This window comes from Natrinema sp. 74, from assembly GCF_046097095.1.
GTDB lineage: Archaea > Halobacteriota > Halobacteria > Halobacteriales > Natrialbaceae > Natrinema.
The window spans coordinates 830,541-851,207 of record NZ_CP175698.1; the positions used below are offsets into that span (position 1 = coordinate 830,541).

A 20,667-nucleotide genomic window follows, 5' to 3' on the forward strand; every position below is an offset into this window, starting at 1 on the left:
GTGCAGAACGGTTTATTCCCAGTCGCCGGTGAGCATTGCCCGCAGCCCGGCTCGCGCGGCCAACGCCTCAACGCGTGCGGCGCGAGCATCAACGGTGCCGGCGACCTCGAGAACGAGGCCGTTCGAAAGCTTCCGTGGCTGGGTCATCGACGAGCCGTCGGCGCATGTCGGTTCGGCGTTCAGGACGGTCGACTCGGCGTCGTCCGGACTCCACGGAACGTCGACGCCGGCGAGCCCGCGCTCGAGGAGGTAGTCGGCGGCCTGGACGAGCGCGCCCGCGGACGTCGAGTGGCCGACCGCGCCGATCGACCCGCGTTCGTTGAAGAACCGAACGACGTACTCGCCGCCATCGCCCTCGCCGTCGGAACCCGAGGCACGGTCCGAGCCGTCGTCGCGACCACCGGCTGCCGGTTCGGGCGCATCGTCGATATCGGGCTCGTCGGCCCCGTCCGGTGCATCGGGCTCGGTACTGCTGTTCGCGTCCGCACTGTTCGCTCGTTCCGTCGATGTCGGGTCTGCGATGCTACCGTCGCCGGGTGTCCGTTGCTCGTCGAGTTCCGCTCGTGCCGTCCGGTCGCGTTCGGAGCCCGTCGATTCGCCGTCATCCGTGATCGTCGACTCGTCGAACCGTATTGCTACGTCGTCTGTCCCGCCTGTACGCGCTGTCTCTGGTTCGTCGTCGGCGAACGTGATGATAAGCCGGTCGAGAAAGCGGTCCGTCGCGGACTCGAATTCGTCGGCGTAGACATTGCCCTGAACGGTCGCGTCCGCGAGGCAATCGACGATCGACTCGACCACTGCCGGCCGCTCGACGGCGAGCTGGCGGGCGACGTGATCTCGCGCGTGGCGCTCGAGGCGACGCGTACAGGCCGCTCGCGAAAACGCCGCGACGGCCGAGTCGGCGTCGGCGAGTTCGGCGACGGTGAGTGCGCGATACTCGACGTCCGTCGCTCCGGAACAGAGGAGAAATTGCCGTCCGTTAGTGTAGATCGCGCGATCGACGCCGGTCCACGCCATGGCCGTCCGAAGGGCGTTCGCTCGGGACTCGTCTAGAGGGTCGCCATAGCGCTCGACGGCGACGAACAGCGCCGGGACCGACTCGACCGTCGGAACGTACTCGAGTTGGATATCGTCGACGGAACGGTCCGTCACACACGCATCGGCGAGGTCCCAGCCCAGCGTCTCGAGGAAAGGTTCGACGAGCCAGGTGCGCGTTTCGTCCAGATCGGCCGGCGGAGCGGAATCGACCAGCGCCGCGACGCGGGCGACAAACGAACGGAGGTCGAGCGGTGGCATTCGTCGGGAGTATTCGGCGGACGGTCATGTAACACCCGATCATCGTTCAGCTGTACCCGGCGGGATTAGAAGTCCTGGCTCGAGTCCGCGCGCCGGTCGGCTCGCCCGGGGCTCGTCTCCGTCATCTCGCGTTGATAGATGCGCAGGCGAGCATCGCGGACGGCGAAGGCGGACTTGAGGTTCGGCGGGATCGTCTCGGCCTTGCCGATGACGAGGTAGCCGGCCGGCCGTAGCGACCGGGCGATGGTCTCGAGCATCGACTCCTTGTACGCGTTGTCGATGTAGATGAACAGGTTCCGACAGACGACGAGATCGAAACCTGATTTCGGCGCGTCGTTGATCAGATCGTGACGCTGGAAGCGAACGTTGCGTCTCACGTTGTCGCGGACGCGGTAGGTCCGCCCGTCGACGTCGACGTACCGGTGATAGTCGTCGAGAAAGGAGAGTTGCTCGTCTAGATCGATTGTCCGAGACTCCTCGTAAATGCCGTTTCGAGCCGTCTCGAGCGCCGGTTCGCTGATGTCGGTGCCGAGGACGTAGACGGAAGCGCCGTCGATCTCGGGATCGTCGCGGGCGAGCATCGCCAGCGAGTACGGCTCTCGACCGTCCGCACACGCGGCGCTCCAGACGCGGACGGGTTCGGTGGTCGCGGTGAGCCGGCGGAGGACCGCCCGGAGCCCGGACCAGACGTCGGGGTTACGAAAGAAGCCCGTGACGTTGATACTCAGCGCCTCGAGCAGCGCCTCCTGTTCGTCAGAATCGCTCCGCAGAGTCGCGAGATAGGACTCGTAACTCTCGTTTTGAGTGCGGCGCATCCGAGAGGAGACGCGCCGGTCGAGGTAACTATCGTTGTAGTGGCTCGTCGCAAACGACAGTTCGTCCTCGACGAACGCGAGGAGGTCAGAAAACGTGTCGTCGTCATCGGTTCCGTCTCGTGGGGTGTCGGCGTCACCAGCGCCGTCGCCGATCACAGTTCCGTCACTCCGTTGTCGCTGCTCGAGGACGTCACCGTGAGCGTGCCCGATCCGGGCGTGAACTCGACGGTCCGGCCGTATTCGCCGCCGACGTCTTCGGCCTCAAGCGGGACGCCCAACTTCTCGAGTTCCTCTTTTGCGGCGGCGATGTTTCGCTGGCCGACGCCGTCGCCGAAGCTCTCGAACTCGAACATGTCGCTGCCGCCGGCAATCTTCGCTTCGACGGCGGTGTAATTAGCTCCCTGCTCGACCATCCGCCGGAGAAGGGCGCGGATCGCCGTGTCGGCGTACTTGCCGGGTTTACGTTCGCTGTTGTCCGCGTCGTCGCCGTCGGGGAGCATGACGTGTGCCAACCCGCCGATTCCGGTGTTTGGATCGTAGAGGGCGATGGCCAGACACGACCCCAGCCCGTAGGATTTGAGCGTGTCGTCGCCGTCGCTGACGACCAGTTCGGAGATGCCGACCTGGACCGGCGTCGGTGCACCTGGTTCGGTTCCGTAGGTTTTCATGCGTTATCGACTTCCTGGAACTCTGCCGTCGTCGGCGTCTCTTCGATCCGATCGACGTCCAAGTTGTTCAGCGCCCGTTCTAAGTCCGATTCGTCGGGAATCGCGTACACTTCACAGTCGAACTCGCGGCCGTCGGCGACGACGACCGTGTCGAAGACGAACGCGAAGTCTTGATTCTCGCCAAGTTGAATAATAACCGGGTCGACGGCAGCAGCGCCGATGTCGTGGATGAACTCCGGCGTCGAGTGGTCGATCGTCGTATCGAGGACGTTCGCCCAGCCGTCGAGGAAGCCGCTGGCCATGATGTTTCCTAGCTCCTTGATCGCGCTGGTTCCCATCTCGCCAAAGCCCTCCTCTTCGACTTCCATCGGAACCATCGCGTCGACGATCTCGTGGGCCGACTCCTCGTCGAACAGGAAGAGGAGATAGCCGCTTGGCATCCCGTCGAACTCGAAGGCGACGCCGACGAGCGTCTCGTTTGCGACCTGCTCGGGGATCGCCTCGAGCGAGACGAAGTTCAGTCGACGGATCTCGACGCTCGTATCGATGCCGGTCAGCGTGGTCGCGGTCTTGGCGACCTCCTCGGCACCGCGCTCGGCCATTCGGTCGAAGCCATCGAGTTTGTCGTACTCGATACCTTCGCTGGTTCGCAGGCGCTCTAAGAGCGTCGAGAGCGACTCGCGTTTGGGGAAGAGGTAGTGGCTGAAGCCGACCTCGGTGCCGACGGTCTCGATCCGGCTCTGGAAGAGCAAAGCGAGGTCGTCGTCGGCCGGTGCCTCGTCGATGTCGCCGAAGAACGGGTCGGCGGTCTGGCCTTCGACGAACTCCGGCGTGGAGACGTCGATGACGGCCTCAAGGACGTCGGCCCAGCCGTCGATGAACCCGCTGTTCATGATGTGGCCGACCTCGGTCGTGGCGCTTTCAGTCATCTCGTCGAACCCGTCGAGTTCGTCGACATCGGCGTCGACATCTGCCTCGGGGCCGGCTTCGGCGAGCAGCGTCTGGACGATGCGAAGCGCGTTCTCGCGCTCGAAGACGACGACCGAGTAGCCCTCGATCGCGCCGGTGAGCTTGACCCGGACGCCGACCTTCTCGGTCGAGTCCTCGAAGTCACGCCGGATCTCCTGGCCGCGCATAAAGTTGAGTTTCGTCACGCCGACTTGTGTCTCGACGCCGAGCATGTGGGTGAGTCGGCCCGCCGCCAGTCCGGCCCCTTCTCGAGCCATTCGGTAGAACGTACCGAGTGCGTTGACGTCGAGTTTCATGCGGTCTGGACTTCGATGCCGTTGACCATTTCGACGAACTCAGCCAGGTCGGGGAAGGCGTAGATCTCGGCCTCGATCTGATAGCTCGGCACGGACAGATCCGAGTCGAAGAACAGGGCGAGATCGTCGCCGCCTAAACTGGCCGTCCGGGTGACGATATCGCCCGCCGGTGCATAGACGAGCTGTGGCGCGGCGATATCGATCGCACGGCCGAGGACGTCGGCCCAGCCGTCGATGAATCCGCTGGCCATCATATTGCCCATTTCCTCGACTGCGCTGCGAGCCATCTTGCCGGAGACGTCGCCCATATCGTCGACGACATCGCGCAGCATGATCGCGGTGATCTTCTTCGCGCTCGCCTCGGGGAAGAGGATGAGGATGTGACCGTGGGGCGGATCCAACAGCCGGACGCGGACGCCGACTCGCTTACCGCCGTCGAGCTGGGACTCGATGTCCTCGACGTCGATGAAGTTGGTCTTGGTCACCTCCATCTGGGCGTCCTCGCCCGTCAGTTTGCCCATGTTGTCGGCGACGCCGTTCGTCCCGACTTTCGCCATTTCGTTTATAAAGCTCAGCTTGCGTATGTCGACCATCATCGTCATGCGTTCCTCCGTAGGGTTGGGTGTTCGCGTTCGTTCATAGTGTTGTCACGTCTAGGATGTTGACTACTTCTCCCCGCCCCCGAACCGTCGCACCGCTGAGCCCCGGCACGCCGCTCATAAAGCCCTCGAAGGGCTTGACAACGACCTCTTGCTGGCCGTGGACGCGGTCGCAGTGCAGGGCTACTTCGCGGACCTCACCGCGGATGCGAACGACCATCCCATCGCCGTTCGCACTGGGTGTCGGCGTCTCTAAAACGTCGGCGAGCGGGATGACGGGGTAGTCGCCGTCTTCGCTCGGGAGGACGGACTGCTCGCCGGTCGACTCGAGTGCGCTGGCCGACTCGATGTCGCGGACGGCCTTGGTCGGGACGCCGAACTCCTCGCCGCCGCTCTCGACGAACAGGATCTCGTCGATTGCAACCGACACCGGCAGTTCCATCGTCACGGTCGTCCCCTCGCCCGGCTCGCTGTCAATCGAGACCGTGCCATCTAAATCGTCGATCGTCCGCTTGACCACGTCCATACCGACGCCGCGGCCGCTGACGTCGGTCACCTCCTCGGCCGTCGAGAGGCCGGGGTGGAAGATGAGTTCGTAGGCGTCCTCGTCGGACAGTTCGGCCGCTTTGGACTCCTCGATAACGCCGGCATCGACGGCCTCGGCCCGAAGCCGATCGGGATCGAGCCCGCTCCCATCGTCCTCGACCGTGATGGTTACGCGGTCGCGTTCGCGATCGGCGTGGACCTCGACGGTCCCCTCACGGGGCTTGTCCGCCGCTTTACGCGCTTGGGGCGGTTCGATCCCGTGGTCGACGGCGTTTCGAACGAGGTGGATGAGCGGGTCACCGATCCGATCGAGAATACCGCGATCGAGCTCGACGTTCTCGCCGTTCATCTCGAAGGTGACCTCCTTGTCCTGATTGCGAGCGATGTCACGGACGACCCGCGGTAGACGGCTCGTCACGGTCTGAAGCGGCACGAGTCGAATGTCCATGACCGTCTCCTGGAGGTCCGTCGTCAGCTCCGATAGCGAGTTGAGTTCCGTCTCGAGCGCGCCGTTGTCGCCGTCGGCCTCGGCCGCGTGGCGGAGGCGGACGCGACTCGTGACCAGCCCCTCGACGAGGGTCAACAGCGAGTCGATCTGCTCGACGTCGACTCGGATGGACTGAACCTCATCGGTCTGGTCGTCGTCGTTCTCCGTCCGTTCGTCCGTCTCGGGGACGGAGAGCGCCGGCACCTCGAGAGACGGTTCCTCGACGGTCCGTACGACATCGTCATCGTCGTCGTCATCTCCGCCGGCCGATCCGTCACCGAAGGCGGCCGCCGACGCCGGACTCGAGTCGTCGTCCCCATCCGACTCCGGCGTCGAAGAATCGAATTCCGCCGCGCCAACGTCGAATTCGTCGGTTCCGGCGAAGACCTCGTCGTCGAGTTCCTCGTCGAACTCGTCATCTGCCGAATCGTCGAACGCCGCTGTCTCGTCGGGCGATTCGAACTCGTCGTCTGCCGATTCGTCGAACACCGCTGTCTCGTCGGGCGACTCGAACTCATCATCTGCCGAATCATCGAACGTCGCCGCCTCGTCGGCCGACTCGAACTCGTCGTCCGCCGATTCGTCGAACGCCGCCGCCTCGTCGTCTGACACTCCAAAATCGTCGAACGCCGCTGTCTCGTCGGCCGACTCGAACTCATCGGCGGCGTCGGCTCCGAACGAACCGCTAGTCGCGGGATCGTCACCGTCCTCGAACGTGTCGTTCTCCTCGGACTCGCGGTCGACCGCGCCGTCGGATTCGGTCGCTTCGTCGCTCGCTGCGCCGCGTTCCGCTTCCCTCGGCTCGGACGAGTCCTCCGAGTCCGACGCGACCGTCTCTGCAACCGATTCGTCGTCGCTTGTATCCCCGATCGTCGCCGATTCGAATTCGCCCTCGAGCGACTCGGCGTCGGTCGTCTCTGTGGCCACATCGTCGGTCGTCGCCGGGCCATCGCCGTCGCTACTACGTTCGTCGTCGGCCGTCGGTTCGTCGGCGACGGTGTCTTCGGCCGTCACCTCGTCGGCAGAGCGCTCGTCATCCGTCGCCTCGGCAACGCCAGCGGCGTCCGATTCGTCGATTTCGTCGGTCACGTCGTCCGTCGGTTCCTCGGCGGCTGGTTCGTCGCCCGTCGCCCCCTCGAGATCGGCTATGTCGGCCGATTCGCTAGGTTCCGAGTCTGACGCTGTAGATGTCTCGTCGGCCGCGGAACCGGCTTCGTCGGACGCCGTATCAGGCATCTCTTCGTCGGCCTCCGTGTCAGGCGTCTCGGTCGCCGTCGAGTCCGCGACGCCGTCGGTAGCGTTCGTCTCTGTCGCATCGCTTGCTTCCGGTTCCGTCGTCTCGAAAGCGGACTCGAATCCGGACGCATCGTCATCGGCGCTCTCGTCGATATCGGCCGTGACGTCCTCGTCTACGAGGATATCGTCAACCTCGCTCTCCGACGGTGCGTCGCCCTCGAGGAACGAGTCGTCGTCGGCGTCGTCACCGAGGAGTTCGTCCATACCGACCTCCTCCTCCTCGTCGAACTCGTCGAACTCGAGTTCGGCGAGTTCGTCTTGGAGTTCGTCGAAGCCGACCATCTCCACCTCGTCTTTGAGTTCGTCGAAGACCGCACTGGCGTCGTCGACGTCGTCAGGTTCGGACGCCGCGTCGGCCGCTTCGCCCTCGGCGGCCGCGTCAGTGTCCTCCGACGAGTCGGACGGCGATCCATCGCCCGCATCGATCGAATCGGCCGGCGACCCGTCCGATTCGGCCTCGAGGTCGACCTCTTCGTCCTCGAGCAGGTCGTCGAACGAGCCGGCCTCGCCCATGTCCTCGAAGGCCTCGAGGTCGTCGTCGTCGACGTCCTCGACCATCTCGTCTAAGTCGTCGAACTCGTTGAACTCGTCGAGGAGGTCGTCGACCTCGAGGTCCTGTGCTTCTTCGGCGGAAATCTCGTCGCCTGCCTCGATCTCGTCGGCTGGCTGAGGAGCCTCGTCGGCCTCGTCGAACCGGTCTGTCACGTCGATGATTTCGAACTTGTCGACCTCTTCGACCGGCTCGAGACCGGAGGTGATCGCGGCTTCGCCGACCGCGGTCGCGAACACGGCGTCGAAACCGCCGTCGTACTCCGCGGCCTCGATCCGGTCCTGTGACGGGTCGGTCCCAATGAGGTCGAACGCGTCGATCAGGGCGTCGACGACCAGTTTGCCGTTGTTCACGCCCTCGCGTTCGGCGATCGCGAGCCGAGCGAAATAGACGTCGTGGTCGTCGTTGGCCGGCGGCTCGAACCGGGAACAGACGCCGTCGATCTCGTCGGCCGACGGCGCGACGAATCCCGTCTCGTCGACGGCCTCAAGGTGCGCTCTGAGCGCCCTGATCGTCGCCGACGGATCGGTCTCGACCTCACCGGTCGCGCCGACCTCGTCGATCATCGTCTCGAGTTCGTCGACGGCGTCGAAAACGGCGTCCATCAACTCCGACGTCACCACGAGGTCGCCCGCGCGGACGGCGTCAAGGAGATCTTCGATCGCATGGGCGAGATCGCTTGCCGATTCCAGCCCCATCGCCCCACAGTTGCCCTTGAGGGTGTGTGCGATCCGGAAGATGTTCTCCATCGCCGCCTCGTCGTCGGGGTCACGCTCGAGGGTGAGCAGGGCGTTGTTCAGTTCCGTGATCCGTTCTTCGCTCTCCTGAACGAAGTCTGTGAGATAATCAGTCATCGTTCTCACCGTCCGTCGTGAAGGCGTCGACGATCGCATCGGCGACGCCACCGGCGGGCGCGACCGTGTCCACGTCGCCCGTTTCGATCGCCTGACAGGGGATGCCAAAGACCGGACTCGTCGCCTCGTCCTGTGCGATCGTGTGCCCGCCGGCAGCCTTGATCGCCTCGATCCCGGCTGCGCCGTCGTGGCCCATCCCGGTCAGTACGACGCCACAGAGGGCGTCGGAAACCCGTTCGGCTGCGCTGTGCATCGTCACGTCGATCGCCGGCCGAACGCCGTGGACGCGCTCGCCGTCGTCGAGACCCAGACGCAGCGTCTCACCGAGGTTGCTCACCACCTCGAGGTGGAAGTCACCCGGCGCGACCGCGGCCTCGCCGGGCTCGAGCCGCTGGCGGTCGGTCGCTTCGGTGACGTCGTAGGCGCTGCGATCGTCGAGTCGCTCGGCCAGTCGCGTCGTGAAACCGGGGGGCATGTGCTGGACGACCAGCACCTTCGCCTCGAGATCGGCCGGAAGCCGTTCGAACAGCCGTTCGATAATCTTCGGGCCGCCGGTCGACGCGCCGATAACGATCGTCGGGGCCGCCGCACGCTCGCCGTCGACCGCGATCGGTGCCGGTTCGTCATGTTCGACGTCGGAGCCGATCCCGGGCGTCACACTGGGCCCGGGCGCGCTGTGGTCGACGTTCGACTGGACGTCCGAACCGCCGGCGACGGCGCTCCCGGTTGTGGTCGTGTGCCCGGGACTGCTAACGCGGTCCGCACCGGTCGTGTAGGCCGTCGCCGAAGCGCGGGCGAGCGCGACAGACGAGACGTCCGCTTCGGCGAGGTCGTCGACCGTCTCGATGACCTCATCGGTCAAGTGTGCAATGTTCCGCGATCCGGTACCGTCGGGTTTATGGAGAAAATCCACGGCACCGCGCTCTAAGGCGTCGAACGTGGCCTCCGCACCACGCTCGGTGTGAACGCTGAGCATGAGAATCGCGGTCGGATTCGTCGCCATAATTCGCTCGACAGCGTCGATTCCGTCCATTTCGGGCATCTCGACGTCCATCGTAACGACATCCGGATCGAACGTATCGGCGAGTTCGACGCCTTCCGATCCGTTCGCAGCCGTTTCTACCTCGTATCCGGCCCCGGTGAGCGCGTTGCCGATGACTGTCCGCATAAACTGCGAGTCGTCGACAACGAGTACTCGCGTCATGCCGCGACGACGTCTGAAAGAGCCTTTCTGACGCTGGGTTCTTCAAACGGTTTCGTCACGTAGCCGTCAGCGCCAGCCTTCACGGCAAGTTTCATTTTCTCACGCTGTCCGACGCTCGTACACATGATGACGCGGGCGTCCGGATCGATCTTCTTGATCGCCGCGGTCGCCTTGATACCGTTGCACTTGGGCATCACGATGTCCATCATAACGATGTCGGGATCGTGTTCTTTGTACAGTTTGACGGCTTCTGCTCCGTTGGACGCCTCTCCGAGGATGCGGTAATCCTGTTCCAAGATCTGACGCAGTAAATTCCGCATAAAATGAGAGTCGTCCACGATGAGCACCCCTGTCGACATTCAGTAGTACACCAGACTCTGATAGAGATACGACTACCATAAATGCTGTCTCTCGATTATCAGTCGTGATAAGTGTCAAGTCCGCCTCGGAGAACCCATTCGAACCCGCACCTCGAGACCGGACGTCAACGGCGGTCTCAGTTCTGCTCCGACGCTAACAACAGGCGCTCGACGTCGACGAGCGGCGTCGCCTCGACGACGATCTCCTCGACCGAATCCTCGGGCTCTCCCTCCGTCTCACCGCCGGGTTCGGCGTCGGCGTCCTCGGTGGGCTCGAGTTCGAACGTCTCGCCGACCGAATCGCCGAGTTCGCCGCCGACGCCTTGTGCCGACGACAGCGCCGCGGATCCGCCGGTTCCGGTCGCGCCACCGGCGTCGGGACTCGGTGTCGGTGCGACGCCGTCGTCGGCCGGTCGCTCCGTGACCACACGACCGACATCGGCGCGGGGTTCTCGCTCCTGTCTGATGAGCGCGACGACCAACGGATGCTCGAGCGCATCGCCATCGAACTCGCTGGCTTCGACCGCGTCACCGTCGAGAATGTCGCTCTCGGGTGTCGTCTCGACGCCGATGACGTCGTCGACTCGGATCGCGGCCGACTGCTGATCGCTGGGTCGGTCGAGAACGAGCAAGCGCTCGCGCCCCGAACGGGATTCGGTCGTCGGGAAATGGACGTGTGCATCGATGACCGCAGTGATCTCCCCGCGTAGGTCCATCAGCCCCTCGACCGCGGGCGGTGACCGCGGAACGCGAGTCAGTTCGGCCGGCGGTTTCGTGATCGTCCTGACCGCATTGACCGGCAGCGCAAGTCGATGTTCGCCGACGCCGACGACGACGAACTGGACGAGTTCCTCCTGTTCGCCCGCCTCGCCGCCCGCATCGCGAGTCCGGTCGGCAGCGTCGATATCCATTCCGAGAAGCTTTTCCGAGAGATCCGGGGCCATAGTCCTGTTCGTGTATCAAGTTCCATCACTAAAACGTTGACTCTACGTTGACAGTCATCTGACGAGATAGTATCTCGTTGCGTAACACGTTTCGTTTTCATACGAGACTCCGTCATGAGTAAGAGATACCGGCCCCCAGCTTCCGTCTTCGTGTACTTGGATAGAAACGACCCCGTCTTCTAGTTCCCAACAACGGACGTGTACTCGCTCGAGGATACCGAACCCTCTTGTGCTCCCCTAGCCGCCATACGTACCTCTTTGTCTGGTCCACTGAACCGCTCTCGACCTTTGTCCCACGCGATCGTTCCCCAACTGGTATCGCCGCACTCGCCGTACCCGGCTTGTTCGCGGTTCTCTCTGCGGTCGTTTAACCACCGACCGCCACCCCTGCGGGACTCACGTCGGAATCACGGTAATTCCACTCTAGTAGATATCATGCTCGAGCTACTATTTGCCCCATCAAAATACTTATTTTCCGACCGTCCATCCCTCAGACAGAATGGGATCGGCATCGAACCGCAGAAACGGGACCGACGACCGTGTGACCGTGCTCACGTTCGACCTCGAGGAGCGACGCTACTGCATCAGGGCCGACGCCGTTGCCTCCGTCCTCGGTATCGGGGACGACGACCCGCTGGCAGACGCCGACGACCCCTGGAACGCGGGAACGATTACCGTCGCCGGAGAGCGGGTCACCGTCGTCGACCTCCCGCGGCTTTTCGGCTCGTCGTTTCGAACGCCAACACGGATCGACGATCCGCAGGTGCTCGTCCTCGATATTGCAGACGAGAACGACCGCTATTACGGCTGGCTCGTCGACGAGGCCGGCTCAACTCGTTCTGCCCGTCCGTCGTCGCTCGAGCCGCCGCAGCTACAGACGAGGTACGTCATGGGCCGACTCGAGATCGACGGCGCCGCCGTCATCTGGCTCGACGAACGAGCGATGCACGGCTAAGCGGTATTTCGAAACGCTGAGAAATACGTCTGGCGACTACAGGAGTCCCGGCGGGCCGCCGTCCGAATCGTCGTCGGTGTTGACGTCGATGCCGAACTCCTCGCGCTGTTTCTGGAGCCGTTTGACCTGCCGATAGTAGTAGCCGATTCCGAGACCGCCGAGTAAGACGGTGGTCCCGATAAGCCCGAGAAACAGCGGGATATCTCGTGCGAGGTAGTACCGGAGCGAGATCGTTCGGTCGGCCTCGATCTGCTCCCAGGAGAGCCGCTCTTGCCCGTCGACGATCTCTCGCTCGGCTCCGTTGGGCGAGACCTCTCCGAACAGGAAGTTCGTCGTTCGGTGATTCTCGGGCAGCGTGATCTCGTAGGAGCCGCCAACGTAGGCCGGCAGACTGAACGTCTTGCGTCCGGCCTTGCCCGAGAACGCGAGGGTGCCGTTCTCGTTTGGCACCGCGATCGTGGTCGCCGAACGACCCTGTTTGACCTCAAGTTCGGAGCCGTTCAGTTCGGTTCCGTTAGGATACCAGTAGCGAACGCCGTAGACGTTCAGTGGTTCATCGTTGAAGAGGGACGATCGAGACAGTTCCAGCTTCCGGGTCCCGTTGAGGTCGTAGACGGCCCGGAACTCACCCCCGCTGATCAGGTTTCCGTCCTCGAGCGCGATAGCGACGTCGGCGTCGCTGTCGCGCACGTCACTGTAGTTCGCTTCGCGGTCGAGTTGCTCGTCCGATATCCCGCCGGAAAACGCCGAGCAACCGGCTCCCATCGTCAGCAGTACGACCGCGAGCGTCGCGAGAACGAATCGCCGGTTCATGCTATGGTACGACACAGCGGAGCTCCGCCGGGAGGTACTCGCCGACATTGGCGAGCAGTCCCGGCGGGTCGGTATCTTCGGTACAGATCACGCTCTGCTCTAAGAGGCCGAGTCGCTCGACGGTGACGTAGTCCTGAGCGTGGCCCGCGCGGTTGAGCGTCGCTCGGACCTCCGCCCGGGTAGCGCTGTTGACGTTGAGTCGGCCAGCACCGCGAGTCCACTCGTAGAGGCGGTCGCGCTCGGCGTCGGTGAGTCGGGAGGAAGCGCCCTCGTTCTCGTCGCTGTAGACGAACGCCAGTGGCATGTGCTGGACGAGGCCGTAGCGTTCGCGGATCTGCGTCGGGGTCCCGGGGCCGAGCCCGAGTTCGTCGGCCGGGATCCGAACCGGCTGGCCGGCGTCTAAGACGAACCCGTCCTCGTCCCAAGACTCGAGCGTGCCGACGTAGGTTTCGCCGGCCTCGAGGTCGGGGACGATCTCGCCGAACTCCTCGCGGAGGACGTTGCGCGCGACGACAGCATCGTCGCCCTCGATCGTCACCGAGGGGAAGTCGTCGTGGCGCACGCCGATGTCGAACGCGACGTCTAAGTCGCCGATCTCGTTGTCCACCAGCGACCGCAGCGAGTCCAGCGACCGCTCGCGGGCGTCGCCCTCGACGTACAGTTTGGTTGCGAGTACGACCATCAGGCGTCGGCGTCGATGTTGAGTTCGTCCTCGAGAGCGTCGAGGCGGTCGTCCATCGCGGTGACCAGGCGGTTGTTGTCCATCGATTCGAGCGGCGAGCCGCATTCGGGGCACTCGAAGCCGAAGTCCATCGCCTCGCCGAACTCGAATCGGATCGAGCAGATCTCACAGAGGTAGAACTCGTGGTTGCGCTCGTACTCGCGGCGGTCCGCTAAGGCCTCGTGGAGGCGGTACATCTCCTCTTCTAAGTTCTCCGGGATGTTGTCGTATTCGAACGTCCAGAGATAGGTCAGCCATCCCGAGTCCTCGTCGCGCAGCCGCCGGTAGCTGGCGAGGTCGTTCTCATAGAGGATGAACAGCGCCCGCCGCACGTCGTTCAACTCGAGGTCGAGATCCTCCGCGAGCTCCTCGTCGGTCACCTCCCCGTCCGGGGGTGCCGCCGCGACGGGCATCCCCTTGGGACCGACCAGCTCGTGCAAATATTTCTGGATCACCGGGTCCTCGAGCAGGTCCTCAAAAGCCATTACCTACGTGTAACGGCATGAAGCCATTAAGTCTTATCAAGTGCCCCGCCTCGCTACCGCGAGAATCGAGGACGGCGTATCGCGCTGGACCGAGAACCCAGCTTGCGGTGGCGCACGCCGTGCGACGGTTCGCTGACGGCGAACCGTCTGCTCGACTACGTGCGAGGGATGAGCGAGCGGTGTGAGGGATGAACGGAGTGAATCCCTCGAGAGCGAACGGCGACCAGCGGGAGCCGTGAGCAGCGAGTGAATCGGCTGGGGAGGGCGTGGAAATCCCTCGTACCCGCGATAGCAGAGTGCGTCGTTTTCGTTCTCGTCTTGCGTAGCTGTCGTTCGGATACACTCGGTAGATAGCTCGAGGCGACTGCCGCCACGAACGTGGCGGCTTCGATCGGCGGCGGCGCGTTCGGACGCGACGTTTATGTGGGTGGATGGCACTTCTCGAGACAATGACGACCGATTCCTCCTGCGGAACTGTCCGGGCCGATCGCGCCCGCTCTCGTATCCATCGCCTCGAGTTCGATGTGCCTTGGCCGCCGAAACATGTCGCCGCCTACCTGCTCGAGGGGCCGGAATCGATCCTCGTCGACGCGGGCGCACCGGGCGAGGTCGGTCAGTCGGAACTGCTCGAGGGTCTCGCCGAGATCGACCGCGAACCGGCAGACGTCGACCACGTGCTCGTGACCCACGTCCACAGCGACCACATCGGCCAACTCCCCGCCCTCCGGGAGGCCGGCGCGACTGTCCACGTCCCGGCGGCGGCGCTGTCGCGGCTCGAGCGCGACCTCGAGACGGCTCGAGCGGAGATGTGGGAGGCGGCGACGGCGGCCGGCTACCGCGGTGACAAGCGCGAGGAACTTGTCGACGAAGAAATCGACGAGATCGGTCGGGACCGGCGGCTGATCGACCTCGAGACGGCCCACCCCGTCGATCCGACCGAACCGTTCACCGTCGGCGGGCGTGAGTTCCGCGCCTTCGAGACGCCCGGCCACGAGATCAACCACTGCTGTTACGAGACGACGCTCGAGGGGACGACGGTGCTGTTCGCCGGCGACGCGCTCATCGAGCCGTTTCGCGCCGGGGCCTTCCAGGTCGGCATCGATCGGGGGGCCGACGAGGCGGTCGACGACTACTACACGGCGATGGATCGGCTGCGCGAGACCGACGCGACGCACGTTTTCCCCGGCCACGGCCCGTCCTTTGAGGACCCACAGCGGGTCATCGAGACCACCCGCGACCGACTCGATGAGTTGCTGGCCGAGACGCAGGAAGCGACCGCGGCGATCGAACCCGCTACGCCGCTGTCGATCGCAAAAGAGCGTGCGGGCACCGTCCGTCATATGGCTCCGGTGCTCGACACGCTCGGAGCACTCGGCACCCTCGAGAGGCGGGACGAAGTGACGTCCGACCTCGACGACGGCGTTCGATATTACGAGACGACGTAGCCACGGACGAGAGAGCCGACCGCGGGCCGACAGTTCGCGTGGCCGATCAGTTCACGTCATCCTCGAGCTTGAACTTCTGGATCTTTCCGCTGGTCGTCCGCGGCAGTTCGTCGATGAACTCGATCTCGCGGGGGTGTTTGTAGCTGGCCACTTCCTCGAGACAGAACTCTTTGATCGCTTCGGCGGTCACGTCGCTGCCGGGCTCGACCCCCTCGGCGGGAACGACGAACGCCTTGGGTACTTCGTTGCGCCGCTCGTCCGGCACGCCGACGACGGCCACGTCCGCGACGGCCTCGTGCTCGAGTAAGAGGTCCTCGAGTTCGCTCGGGTAGACGTTGTAGCCGGCGGTGTTGATCATGTGCTTTTTGCGGTCGACGATCTCGTAGTAGTTGTTCTCGTCGTGGCGGGCGATATCGCCGGTCCGGAAGTAGCCGTGTTCGGTGAAGGCGGCTTCAGTGGCCTCGGGCAGATTGTGGTAGCCTTTCATCACCTGCGGGCCGCGGACGACGAGTTCGCCTTCCTCGCCGGGCGCGACCTCGTCGCCGGACTCGTCGACGATCTTGCAGTCGATCATCCGCAAGGGCTGGCCGATCGTCCCGTGTTTCAGGCCGAAGGTTGACCCGCTCTGAGTGTGGGTCGCGCCGTGGGTCTCGGTGAGGCCATAGCCCTCCGAGATGTCGACGCCAGCGGTCTCCTCGAACCGCTCCTGGACCGCTGTCGAGAGCTTCGCGCCGCCCTCGGAGGCCGACTCGAGGCTGGTCAGGTCGTACTCGCCGAAGTCGTCGGAATCAACCATGTCAGCGTACATCGTCGTCACGCCGACGAAGTGGGTGATTCCCTCCTCTTCGATGAGTTGCATGCACTCCTGGGCGTCCCACTCGAGCGCGCTGCGGAAGTAGAGCCGGCCGCCGCCGACCAGCGGCTGGAGCGCGGTGTGGGTGAAGCCGGTGATGTGGTACAGCGGCAGCCAGGTGAGGCTGCGCACCTCCTCGGGTTCGACGTCGACGTTCGAAGCCACCAGCGGCCACAGCAGTTGCGCTCGCGTATTGTCGTGGGTGAGTTGGACGCCCTTTGGATCGCCCGTCGTCCCGGAGGTGTACGGCAGCAGGGCCACGTCGTCGCCGTCGCGGTCGACCACCGTCGGTTCGCCGCGCAGCTCTTCGAAGGCGTGGTCCGCGTCGTCTCGCGGCCAGTCCTCGCTCCGGATCGTGATCACCTCGGGCTCCATCCCGGCGTCCTCGGTCGCCTGATCGACGGTTTCCCGGAGTGCTGGGTGAGTGACGATCGCCTTCGCGTCCGTGTCCTCGAGCTGGTAGGCTACTTCGCGGCGCTTGTATTGGGGATTGACCGGTGAGATTACGACGCCGGCTTTGAACGCGCCGATCGAGGCGACAAGATACTGCGGACAGTTCGGCAAGAAGAGCAGCATCCGATCACCCGACTCGAGGCCGAGGTCGCGGAGCCCGCCGGCGAGCTCGGCCGTCCAGTCGCGCAGTTCCGCGTGAGTCCAGCGCCGGCCGTGGTGTTCCATCGCCTGTGCCTCCCCGTGTTGGGCCGCCGTCTGATCGAAGAGCGTCGCGACGTTCCCCGCCAGTGCGGATTCGTCGACCGCGTCCAGGTCCATGGCTCGTGATAGCGCACCCCTTTCTTAAAGTTGTATCTCTCTTACATTCGCAGAGCAAACGAAACCCGAGCGATAGACTTAGGAACGGTCGTGTTTTATCTCCAACAAATGGAGTTCGAGACCGTCTCCCGACTTCGCGATCGGATCGACAGCTCCGATGTCGTCGCTGCCCTCATCCTCGCCGGCGTTCTCACCGTATTCGGTGCTGACGTAACCGAGATTGCGATGATTGCATCGATCGTGGTGATCACACCGCTGGCCGAGGAGGTCATCTTCGACAAGTTCGACATCGATCCGGCGCTCGCCCAGATAGCCTTCGGTCTGTTCGCCGTCGCCGGCGGAATCGTCCAACTTCGAGACGGTAATCTCTTCTGGGTCGGCGGTGTGCTGCTGACAGTCGGCTGTTGGATCTGTCTCGACGGCCTGTATGCGCGACGGACCGACGATACAAGCGACATCGACAAAGAGGAACTGTCAGAAGACGAGGTTCACCTCATAGCGCTCCACAACAGCTGGCTGCTCAAGGAACTACAGGAGGCCGATCGACCGCTCACGAAGGCGGAGCTTTGCGACCGAACCGGACTCCTGGAGGACGATTTCGAACGGCTACTCAAGGTCCACGGCGACTCGGGGCCGATCGAACGGATCGGGACCGGATACGCGATCGACGATCGCGAGATGGGGGCCGGTGGAATCGCTCGATCGATTGGCCGACGCCTGTGCCGACCGATTCGTCTGTTTCGGCCGGCCGGCTAACCGCCCCAAACCCCGCAAACTATCAGTGAACCCGTTCGCCCGATTGTGTCAACCTCTCCACTTCTTTTTTGTATCGTGACGGCGAACCGAATTCCATGACCCAATCGGTCGGTCGAACGCTTCAGACCCTCCGGACGGAACTCGGACGAGAAGACCCGATCCGCGTCTCGGTCGTGCTCGTCGCGTTCGCCGTCTTCACCGACTCCTGGGGGATCGTCGTCGGCGGTCTGCTTGCGATAGGTGGACTGGCCGTTCTCAGGACGGCACTATCGGCGATCGATGCGCCGCAGTACGCTTCGAGAATACTGGTCGGCGGCGGTATCGGAATCGGGTGTGCCGTTGCCGCCGTCGTCGCGTTCTCATGGCTCTACGTCGCCCTCGCGGCCATTGGCTGGTGGCTCTGTCTGGACGCGCTCTATGACCGACGCCACGGGATCAACCGCTTGAGGACGCCCGATCCGAACCCAATGGTGGACGCGTCGCTGCGCGAGACGATGCAGTTTACATCGGATGCGCGAGTGGTCCTCGACGAACTCCGCGACGCTCCGGTCGCGCTCACGCCGGCACAGCTCGCCGATCGAACGGAATTCTCGTGCGAGGAGGTCGAACCGATACTCGAGCGACTCGAAGCGGGCGAGACCGTCGAACGAACCGGCGAGCGGTACGCGGTCGACGAACGCCGTCTGGGACCGTCGTCGCTCGTTCGCGATACGATTCGCCGGCTCTATCGGCCGTTTTCGGTGCTCGTTCCGGGTCCGGGTCGGTAGTTCACTCTTCGCTGTCCACGCTGTCTACGCCACGTTCGTCAGTCTCGTCCGCCGACTCAACGCGCTTGCCCGTCTCCATCGGGATCACACGCCGGTCGGCGTCGGCCCACTCCCGCTCGAGTTCGCGCCCCTCGAACAACCGATCGAGAAAGACGGCGAGCCCCGCGACCTCGGAGTGGGGCTGGTTGGTGACGCCGACGTTCCAGTCGGCCTCCTCGTAGACGTCGAAGGAGACTTTCTCGGAGCCGACGACGAGCAAGAGCGGCTCACCGTCGGCACGGTGGGCATCTCGGATCTCGTCTTCCACGTCCTGAACGCGTTCGCCGTACATCGTGAGGTGGATGACCCGTCCCTCCCAGTTGCGGATGACGCCGAGCGGCGAGTCGGTGAGTTCGGCGTCGAACGGGCCGCCGAAGCGATCGGTGATATCCGCGACCGTCTCGAGGGACTGGCCGGCGTTATCGGGAAAGAGGACGCGGTCGGCTCCCAGCGCTCGCGCGGTCAGGCCGACGTGGGTCGTCATCCGGTCGTCCCGGCCGGGGCGGTGACCGAGCCGGAGGACGGCGACCTCGCTATCGTCGTGCATGCGTCCATCAACTCCGGGGCAAGGTTAGGTGGTTTCGTTTTCGGTTCGCTCGCGCCCGCCGACGGGTTCCGAGCAGCCGGATTTCGCGGTGTCGCGAAGCCGGTTCGTCAGATAGAGGCCACCAGAATCCACCGGCAGACTACATTTTGCCATATGGATTCCGTGAAATTCCGTGTAACTCGAGGGCGGGGTCGAAATCCAACGAAAGCTCCATGGAAACGTACGTTCGAGGTGATGTGAGAGCAAGCCATGGAGAAAGTTAACGAGTCCGCTATCGACTGGACAGTCTACAAGCGCGAGGAGGCGACGTTCCGCCGGAAAGAGCTCTCGAGCGCCGTCGATGCCGACGACCTCGGCTGTAGCCTCTACGAACTTCCGCCCGGGCAGCGCTCGTGGCCCTACCACTACCACACGGCGAACGAGGAGGCGATTTACGTGCTGGCGGGCGACGGCCAACTCCGGACTGAGGACGGTCTCGAGCCGCTTTCGGCGGGCGATTTCGTGACGCTGCCGGCCAACGAGAGCGGCGGTCACCGACTCGTCAACGATGGGGATGAGCCGCTCCGATATCTCGCGATGTCGACGATGAACGAGCCGGACGTGACGATCTACCCGGAGATGGACAAGTTCGGCGTCTTCGTCGGCTCACCGCCGGGCGGGCGCGACGAGCGCTCGTTTCACGGCTACTACGATATCGACGACGCGGTCGGGTACTGGGACTGAGCATCACCGGGACATTCGGCACTTCTCGGCCGGGGAAACGTCGATAGGCTTTTTCGTCGACCCTGAGAACCCCACACATGATGAACGCATTCGAGAGCCGGGTGAGGGACCGATGACGGGTGCCGGCGAGTGGCTGCGGACCGCCCGCGAGGAGCGGTGGGGGATACTGACCGATCTCGCGTTCGCGGTCGTCTGGGTGACGCTGGTCGAGGGCGTCGCCTATCTGCTCGAGCCGCCGACCTGGGTGTACTACATGCTGATGCTCGCGGGGATCGTCGCGTATTTTGGCTTCATGTGGAACGTCGAACTCGCGATCCGCCAGCAGAACAGATAGGCCCGCGAGAAACGGGGGACGGTCCCGCGGCGGGACCGGCCGCCTCACGGTAGCGCTCTCGCGATCGCCATCGCTGTTCGATGAGCAGCGAAAAAACGAATCGTCGCTTCGTTACTCGGCTTCGTCCGCGTCGATGACCAACACCGGCACGCGGGTCGATCGGAGCGTCCGCTCGGTGACGCTGCCGAGCAGCGCTCGCCGGACACCCGAGCGGCCGTGCGATCCCATGACGACGAGATCGATGTCGTTGTCGTCGATGTAGTTGGCGATCATCGAATGGGGACGACCCGCCGAGACGTGCTCGACGGTCTCGATCCCCCGCTCGCCGGCGCGGTCGGCCACGTAGCCGGTGGCGCGTTCGGCGCGTTCGCGCACCTCCTGCATCTCGCCGTACTGGCCCTGCTCGATGCGATCGAGCTGTTCGCCGCCAAGGCTGAGACTCATCGCGTTGGTATCGACCACGTACAGCGCGTGTACCGCGGCTCCGTACTTCTCGGCGAGGTCGAGTGCGTGCTCGACCGCCTCCTCGGACGTTTCGCTCCCGTCGGTCGGAATCAGTATGCGTTCGTACATGG

21 protein-coding genes are annotated in these 20,667 nt (G+C 64.1%); 6 read left to right on the forward strand and 15 right to left on the reverse strand.

All coding sequences use genetic code 11. The annotated features are described in order from the left end of the window. Positions 1-12: 12 nt before the first annotated feature. The 9 genes from ACJ70B_RS04110 to ACJ70B_RS04150 form a co-directional block, all read right to left on the reverse strand. Positions 13-1,296 carry a hypothetical protein gene (locus ACJ70B_RS04110; protein ID WP_408959143.1) on the reverse strand — a complete coding sequence of 428 codons (1,284 nt, stop codon included), beginning with the start codon at positions 1,294-1,296 and terminating at the stop codon, positions 13-15. 65 nt (positions 1,297-1,361) lie between these two features. Further along, complete coding sequence (locus tag ACJ70B_RS04115; protein ID WP_408959144.1) at positions 1,362-2,267, reverse strand: CheR family methyltransferase; 906 nt, start codon at positions 2,265-2,267, stop codon at positions 1,362-1,364. Further along, on the reverse strand, positions 2,264-2,779 hold the full coding sequence (locus tag ACJ70B_RS04120) for a chemotaxis protein CheD (protein ID WP_408959145.1): 516 nt from the start codon (positions 2,777-2,779) through the stop codon (positions 2,264-2,266). The genes ACJ70B_RS04115 and ACJ70B_RS04120 overlap by 4 nt, the downstream gene beginning before the upstream one ends. After that, positions 2,776-4,044, reverse strand: a complete 1,269-nt coding sequence (locus ACJ70B_RS04125) for a chemotaxis protein CheC (protein ID WP_408959146.1) — start codon at positions 4,042-4,044, stop codon at positions 2,776-2,778. The genes ACJ70B_RS04120 and ACJ70B_RS04125 overlap by 4 nt, the downstream gene beginning before the upstream one ends. Further along, positions 4,041-4,646: a chemotaxis protein CheC gene (locus ACJ70B_RS04130; protein ID WP_408959147.1), complete on the reverse strand. Its 606-nt coding sequence runs from the start codon at positions 4,644-4,646 to the stop codon at positions 4,041-4,043. The genes ACJ70B_RS04125 and ACJ70B_RS04130 overlap by 4 nt, the downstream gene beginning before the upstream one ends. Positions 4,647-4,680: 34 nt before the next feature. Beyond that, the gene (locus ACJ70B_RS04135) at positions 4,681-8,376 is read right to left on the reverse strand and encodes an ATP-binding protein (RefSeq protein ID WP_408959148.1); all 3,696 of its coding nucleotides are present in this window, start codon (positions 8,374-8,376) and stop codon (positions 4,681-4,683) included. Next, entirely contained in the window at positions 8,369-9,580 is a 1,212-nt protein-coding gene (gene cheB, locus ACJ70B_RS04140) for a chemotaxis-specific protein-glutamate methyltransferase CheB (RefSeq protein WP_408959149.1), read from the reverse strand. The genes ACJ70B_RS04135 and cheB overlap by 8 nt, the downstream gene beginning before the upstream one ends. Further along, a complete protein-coding gene (cheY, locus tag ACJ70B_RS04145; RefSeq protein WP_006181855.1) occupies positions 9,577-9,939 on the reverse strand; it encodes a chemotaxis protein CheY in 363 nt (120 codons plus the stop codon). The genes cheB and cheY overlap by 4 nt, the downstream gene beginning before the upstream one ends. Positions 9,940-10,076: 137 nt before the next feature. Then, a complete protein-coding gene (locus ACJ70B_RS04150; protein ID WP_408959150.1) occupies positions 10,077-10,883 on the reverse strand; it encodes a chemotaxis protein CheW in 807 nt (268 codons plus the stop codon). Positions 10,884-11,382: 499 nt separating this feature from the next. On the opposite strand from ACJ70B_RS04150, the gene ACJ70B_RS04155 reads away from it, so the two are divergent. Then, entirely contained in the window at positions 11,383-11,838 is a 456-nt protein-coding gene (locus tag ACJ70B_RS04155) for a chemotaxis protein CheW (RefSeq protein WP_408959151.1), read from the forward strand. Between the two features lie 36 nt (positions 11,839-11,874). Here ACJ70B_RS04155 and ACJ70B_RS04160 read toward each other — a convergent pair whose 3' ends face one another. The 3 genes from ACJ70B_RS04160 to ACJ70B_RS04170 are packed head-to-tail and all read right to left on the reverse strand — an operon-like array spanning position 11,875 to position 13,857. Beyond that, a complete protein-coding gene (locus ACJ70B_RS04160) occupies positions 11,875-12,651 on the reverse strand; it encodes a DUF5803 family protein (RefSeq protein ID WP_408959152.1) in 777 nt (258 codons plus the stop codon). Position 12,652: 1 nt separating this feature from the next. Next, on the reverse strand, positions 12,653-13,333 hold the full coding sequence (locus tag ACJ70B_RS04165; protein ID WP_408959153.1) for a DUF2110 family protein: 681 nt from the start codon (positions 13,331-13,333) through the stop codon (positions 12,653-12,655). Next, positions 13,333-13,857, reverse strand: a complete 525-nt coding sequence (locus ACJ70B_RS04170; protein ID WP_408959154.1) for a transcription factor — start codon at positions 13,855-13,857, stop codon at positions 13,333-13,335. The genes ACJ70B_RS04165 and ACJ70B_RS04170 overlap by 1 nt, the downstream gene beginning before the upstream one ends. Before the next feature lie 449 nt (positions 13,858-14,306). On the opposite strand from ACJ70B_RS04170, the gene ACJ70B_RS04175 reads away from it, so the two are divergent. Next, the gene (locus tag ACJ70B_RS04175) at positions 14,307-15,302 is read left to right on the forward strand and encodes an MBL fold metallo-hydrolase (protein WP_408959155.1); all 996 of its coding nucleotides are present in this window, start codon (positions 14,307-14,309) and stop codon (positions 15,300-15,302) included. A gap of 46 nt (positions 15,303-15,348) precedes the next feature. Here the strand turns inward: ACJ70B_RS04175 and ACJ70B_RS04180 are convergent, their stop codons facing one another. Further along, positions 15,349-16,926 carry a class I adenylate-forming enzyme family protein gene (locus ACJ70B_RS04180; protein ID WP_408959156.1) on the reverse strand — a complete coding sequence of 526 codons (1,578 nt, stop codon included), beginning with the start codon at positions 16,924-16,926 and terminating at the stop codon, positions 15,349-15,351. A 108-nt stretch (positions 16,927-17,034) separates the two neighbouring features. Between ACJ70B_RS04180 and ACJ70B_RS04185 the strand changes: the two genes are divergently transcribed. Together ACJ70B_RS04185 and ACJ70B_RS04190 are read left to right on the forward strand one after the other, a co-directional pair. Further along, positions 17,035-17,682 carry a hypothetical protein gene (locus tag ACJ70B_RS04185; protein WP_408959157.1) on the forward strand — a complete coding sequence of 216 codons (648 nt, stop codon included), beginning with the start codon at positions 17,035-17,037 and terminating at the stop codon, positions 17,680-17,682. A gap of 95 nt (positions 17,683-17,777) precedes the next feature. Continuing rightward, complete coding sequence (locus ACJ70B_RS04190; protein WP_408959158.1) at positions 17,778-18,449, forward strand: hypothetical protein; 672 nt, start codon at positions 17,778-17,780, stop codon at positions 18,447-18,449. Position 18,450: 1 nt separating this feature from the next. On the opposite strand, the gene ACJ70B_RS04195 is transcribed toward ACJ70B_RS04190, so the two are convergent. Beyond that, the gene (locus ACJ70B_RS04195) at positions 18,451-19,035 is read right to left on the reverse strand and encodes a tRNA (cytidine(56)-2'-O)-methyltransferase (RefSeq protein ID WP_408959159.1); all 585 of its coding nucleotides are present in this window, start codon (positions 19,033-19,035) and stop codon (positions 18,451-18,453) included. A gap of 249 nt (positions 19,036-19,284) precedes the next feature. Between ACJ70B_RS04195 and ACJ70B_RS04200 the strand changes: the two genes are divergently transcribed. After that, complete coding sequence (locus ACJ70B_RS04200) at positions 19,285-19,758, forward strand: cupin domain-containing protein (RefSeq protein ID WP_408959160.1); 474 nt, start codon at positions 19,285-19,287, stop codon at positions 19,756-19,758. Positions 19,759-19,870: 112 nt separating this feature from the next. Further along, positions 19,871-20,092: a hypothetical protein gene (locus ACJ70B_RS04205; RefSeq protein ID WP_408959161.1), complete on the forward strand. Its 222-nt coding sequence runs from the start codon at positions 19,871-19,873 to the stop codon at positions 20,090-20,092. 111 nt (positions 20,093-20,203) lie between these two features. Here ACJ70B_RS04205 and ACJ70B_RS04210 read toward each other — a convergent pair whose 3' ends face one another. Further along, positions 20,204-20,665, reverse strand: a complete 462-nt coding sequence (locus ACJ70B_RS04210; protein WP_408959162.1) for a universal stress protein — start codon at positions 20,663-20,665, stop codon at positions 20,204-20,206. Positions 20,666-20,667 lie beyond the last annotated feature (2 nt).

What these genes read in the sequence shown, in the direction of transcription:
- ACJ70B_RS04165 (WP_408959153.1), bottom strand. Translation starts at nt 13,333, where the DNA reads ATGGTCGTACTCGCAACCAAACTGTACGTCGAGGGCGACGCCCGCGAG.
- ACJ70B_RS04200 (WP_408959160.1), top strand. Translation starts at nt 19,285, where the DNA reads ATGGAGAAAGTTAACGAGTCCGCTATCGACTGGACAGTCTACAAGCGC.
- ACJ70B_RS04195 (WP_408959159.1), bottom strand. Translation starts at nt 19,035, where the DNA reads ATGCACGACGATAGCGAGGTCGCCGTCCTCCGGCTCGGTCACCGCCCC.
- ACJ70B_RS04175 (WP_408959155.1), top strand. Translation starts at nt 14,307, where the DNA reads ATGACGACCGATTCCTCCTGCGGAACTGTCCGGGCCGATCGCGCCCGC.
- ACJ70B_RS04185 (WP_408959157.1), top strand. Translation starts at nt 17,035, where the DNA reads ATGGAGTTCGAGACCGTCTCCCGACTTCGCGATCGGATCGACAGCTCC.
- ACJ70B_RS04150 (WP_408959150.1), bottom strand. Translation starts at nt 10,883, where the DNA reads ATGGCCCCGGATCTCTCGGAAAAGCTTCTCGGAATGGATATCGACGCT.
- ACJ70B_RS04135 (WP_408959148.1), bottom strand. Translation starts at nt 8,376, where the DNA reads ATGACTGATTATCTCACAGACTTCGTTCAGGAGAGCGAAGAACGGATC.
- ACJ70B_RS04110 (WP_408959143.1), bottom strand. Translation starts at nt 1,296, where the DNA reads ATGCCACCGCTCGACCTCCGTTCGTTTGTCGCCCGCGTCGCGGCGCTG.
- ACJ70B_RS04210 (WP_408959162.1), bottom strand. Translation starts at nt 20,665, where the DNA reads ATGTACGAACGCATACTGATTCCGACCGACGGGAGCGAAACGTCCGAG.
- ACJ70B_RS04155 (WP_408959151.1), top strand. Translation starts at nt 11,383, where the DNA reads ATGGGATCGGCATCGAACCGCAGAAACGGGACCGACGACCGTGTGACC.
- cheB (WP_408959149.1), bottom strand. Translation starts at nt 9,580, where the DNA reads ATGACGCGAGTACTCGTTGTCGACGACTCGCAGTTTATGCGGACAGTC.
- ACJ70B_RS04130 (WP_408959147.1), bottom strand. Translation starts at nt 4,646, where the DNA reads ATGACGATGATGGTCGACATACGCAAGCTGAGCTTTATAAACGAAATG.
- ACJ70B_RS04120 (WP_408959145.1), bottom strand. Translation starts at nt 2,779, where the DNA reads ATGAAAACCTACGGAACCGAACCAGGTGCACCGACGCCGGTCCAGGTC.
- ACJ70B_RS04170 (WP_408959154.1), bottom strand. Translation starts at nt 13,857, where the DNA reads ATGGCTTTTGAGGACCTGCTCGAGGACCCGGTGATCCAGAAATATTTG.
- ACJ70B_RS04125 (WP_408959146.1), bottom strand. Translation starts at nt 4,044, where the DNA reads ATGAAACTCGACGTCAACGCACTCGGTACGTTCTACCGAATGGCTCGA.
- ACJ70B_RS04190 (WP_408959158.1), top strand. Translation starts at nt 17,778, where the DNA reads ATGACCCAATCGGTCGGTCGAACGCTTCAGACCCTCCGGACGGAACTC.
- cheY (WP_006181855.1), bottom strand. Translation starts at nt 9,939, where the DNA reads ATGTCGACAGGGGTGCTCATCGTGGACGACTCTCATTTTATGCGGAAT.
- ACJ70B_RS04180 (WP_408959156.1), bottom strand. Translation starts at nt 16,926, where the DNA reads ATGGACCTGGACGCGGTCGACGAATCCGCACTGGCGGGGAACGTCGCG.
- ACJ70B_RS04160 (WP_408959152.1), bottom strand. Translation starts at nt 12,651, where the DNA reads ATGAACCGGCGATTCGTTCTCGCGACGCTCGCGGTCGTACTGCTGACG.
- ACJ70B_RS04205 (WP_408959161.1), top strand. Translation starts at nt 19,871, where the DNA reads ATGACGGGTGCCGGCGAGTGGCTGCGGACCGCCCGCGAGGAGCGGTGG.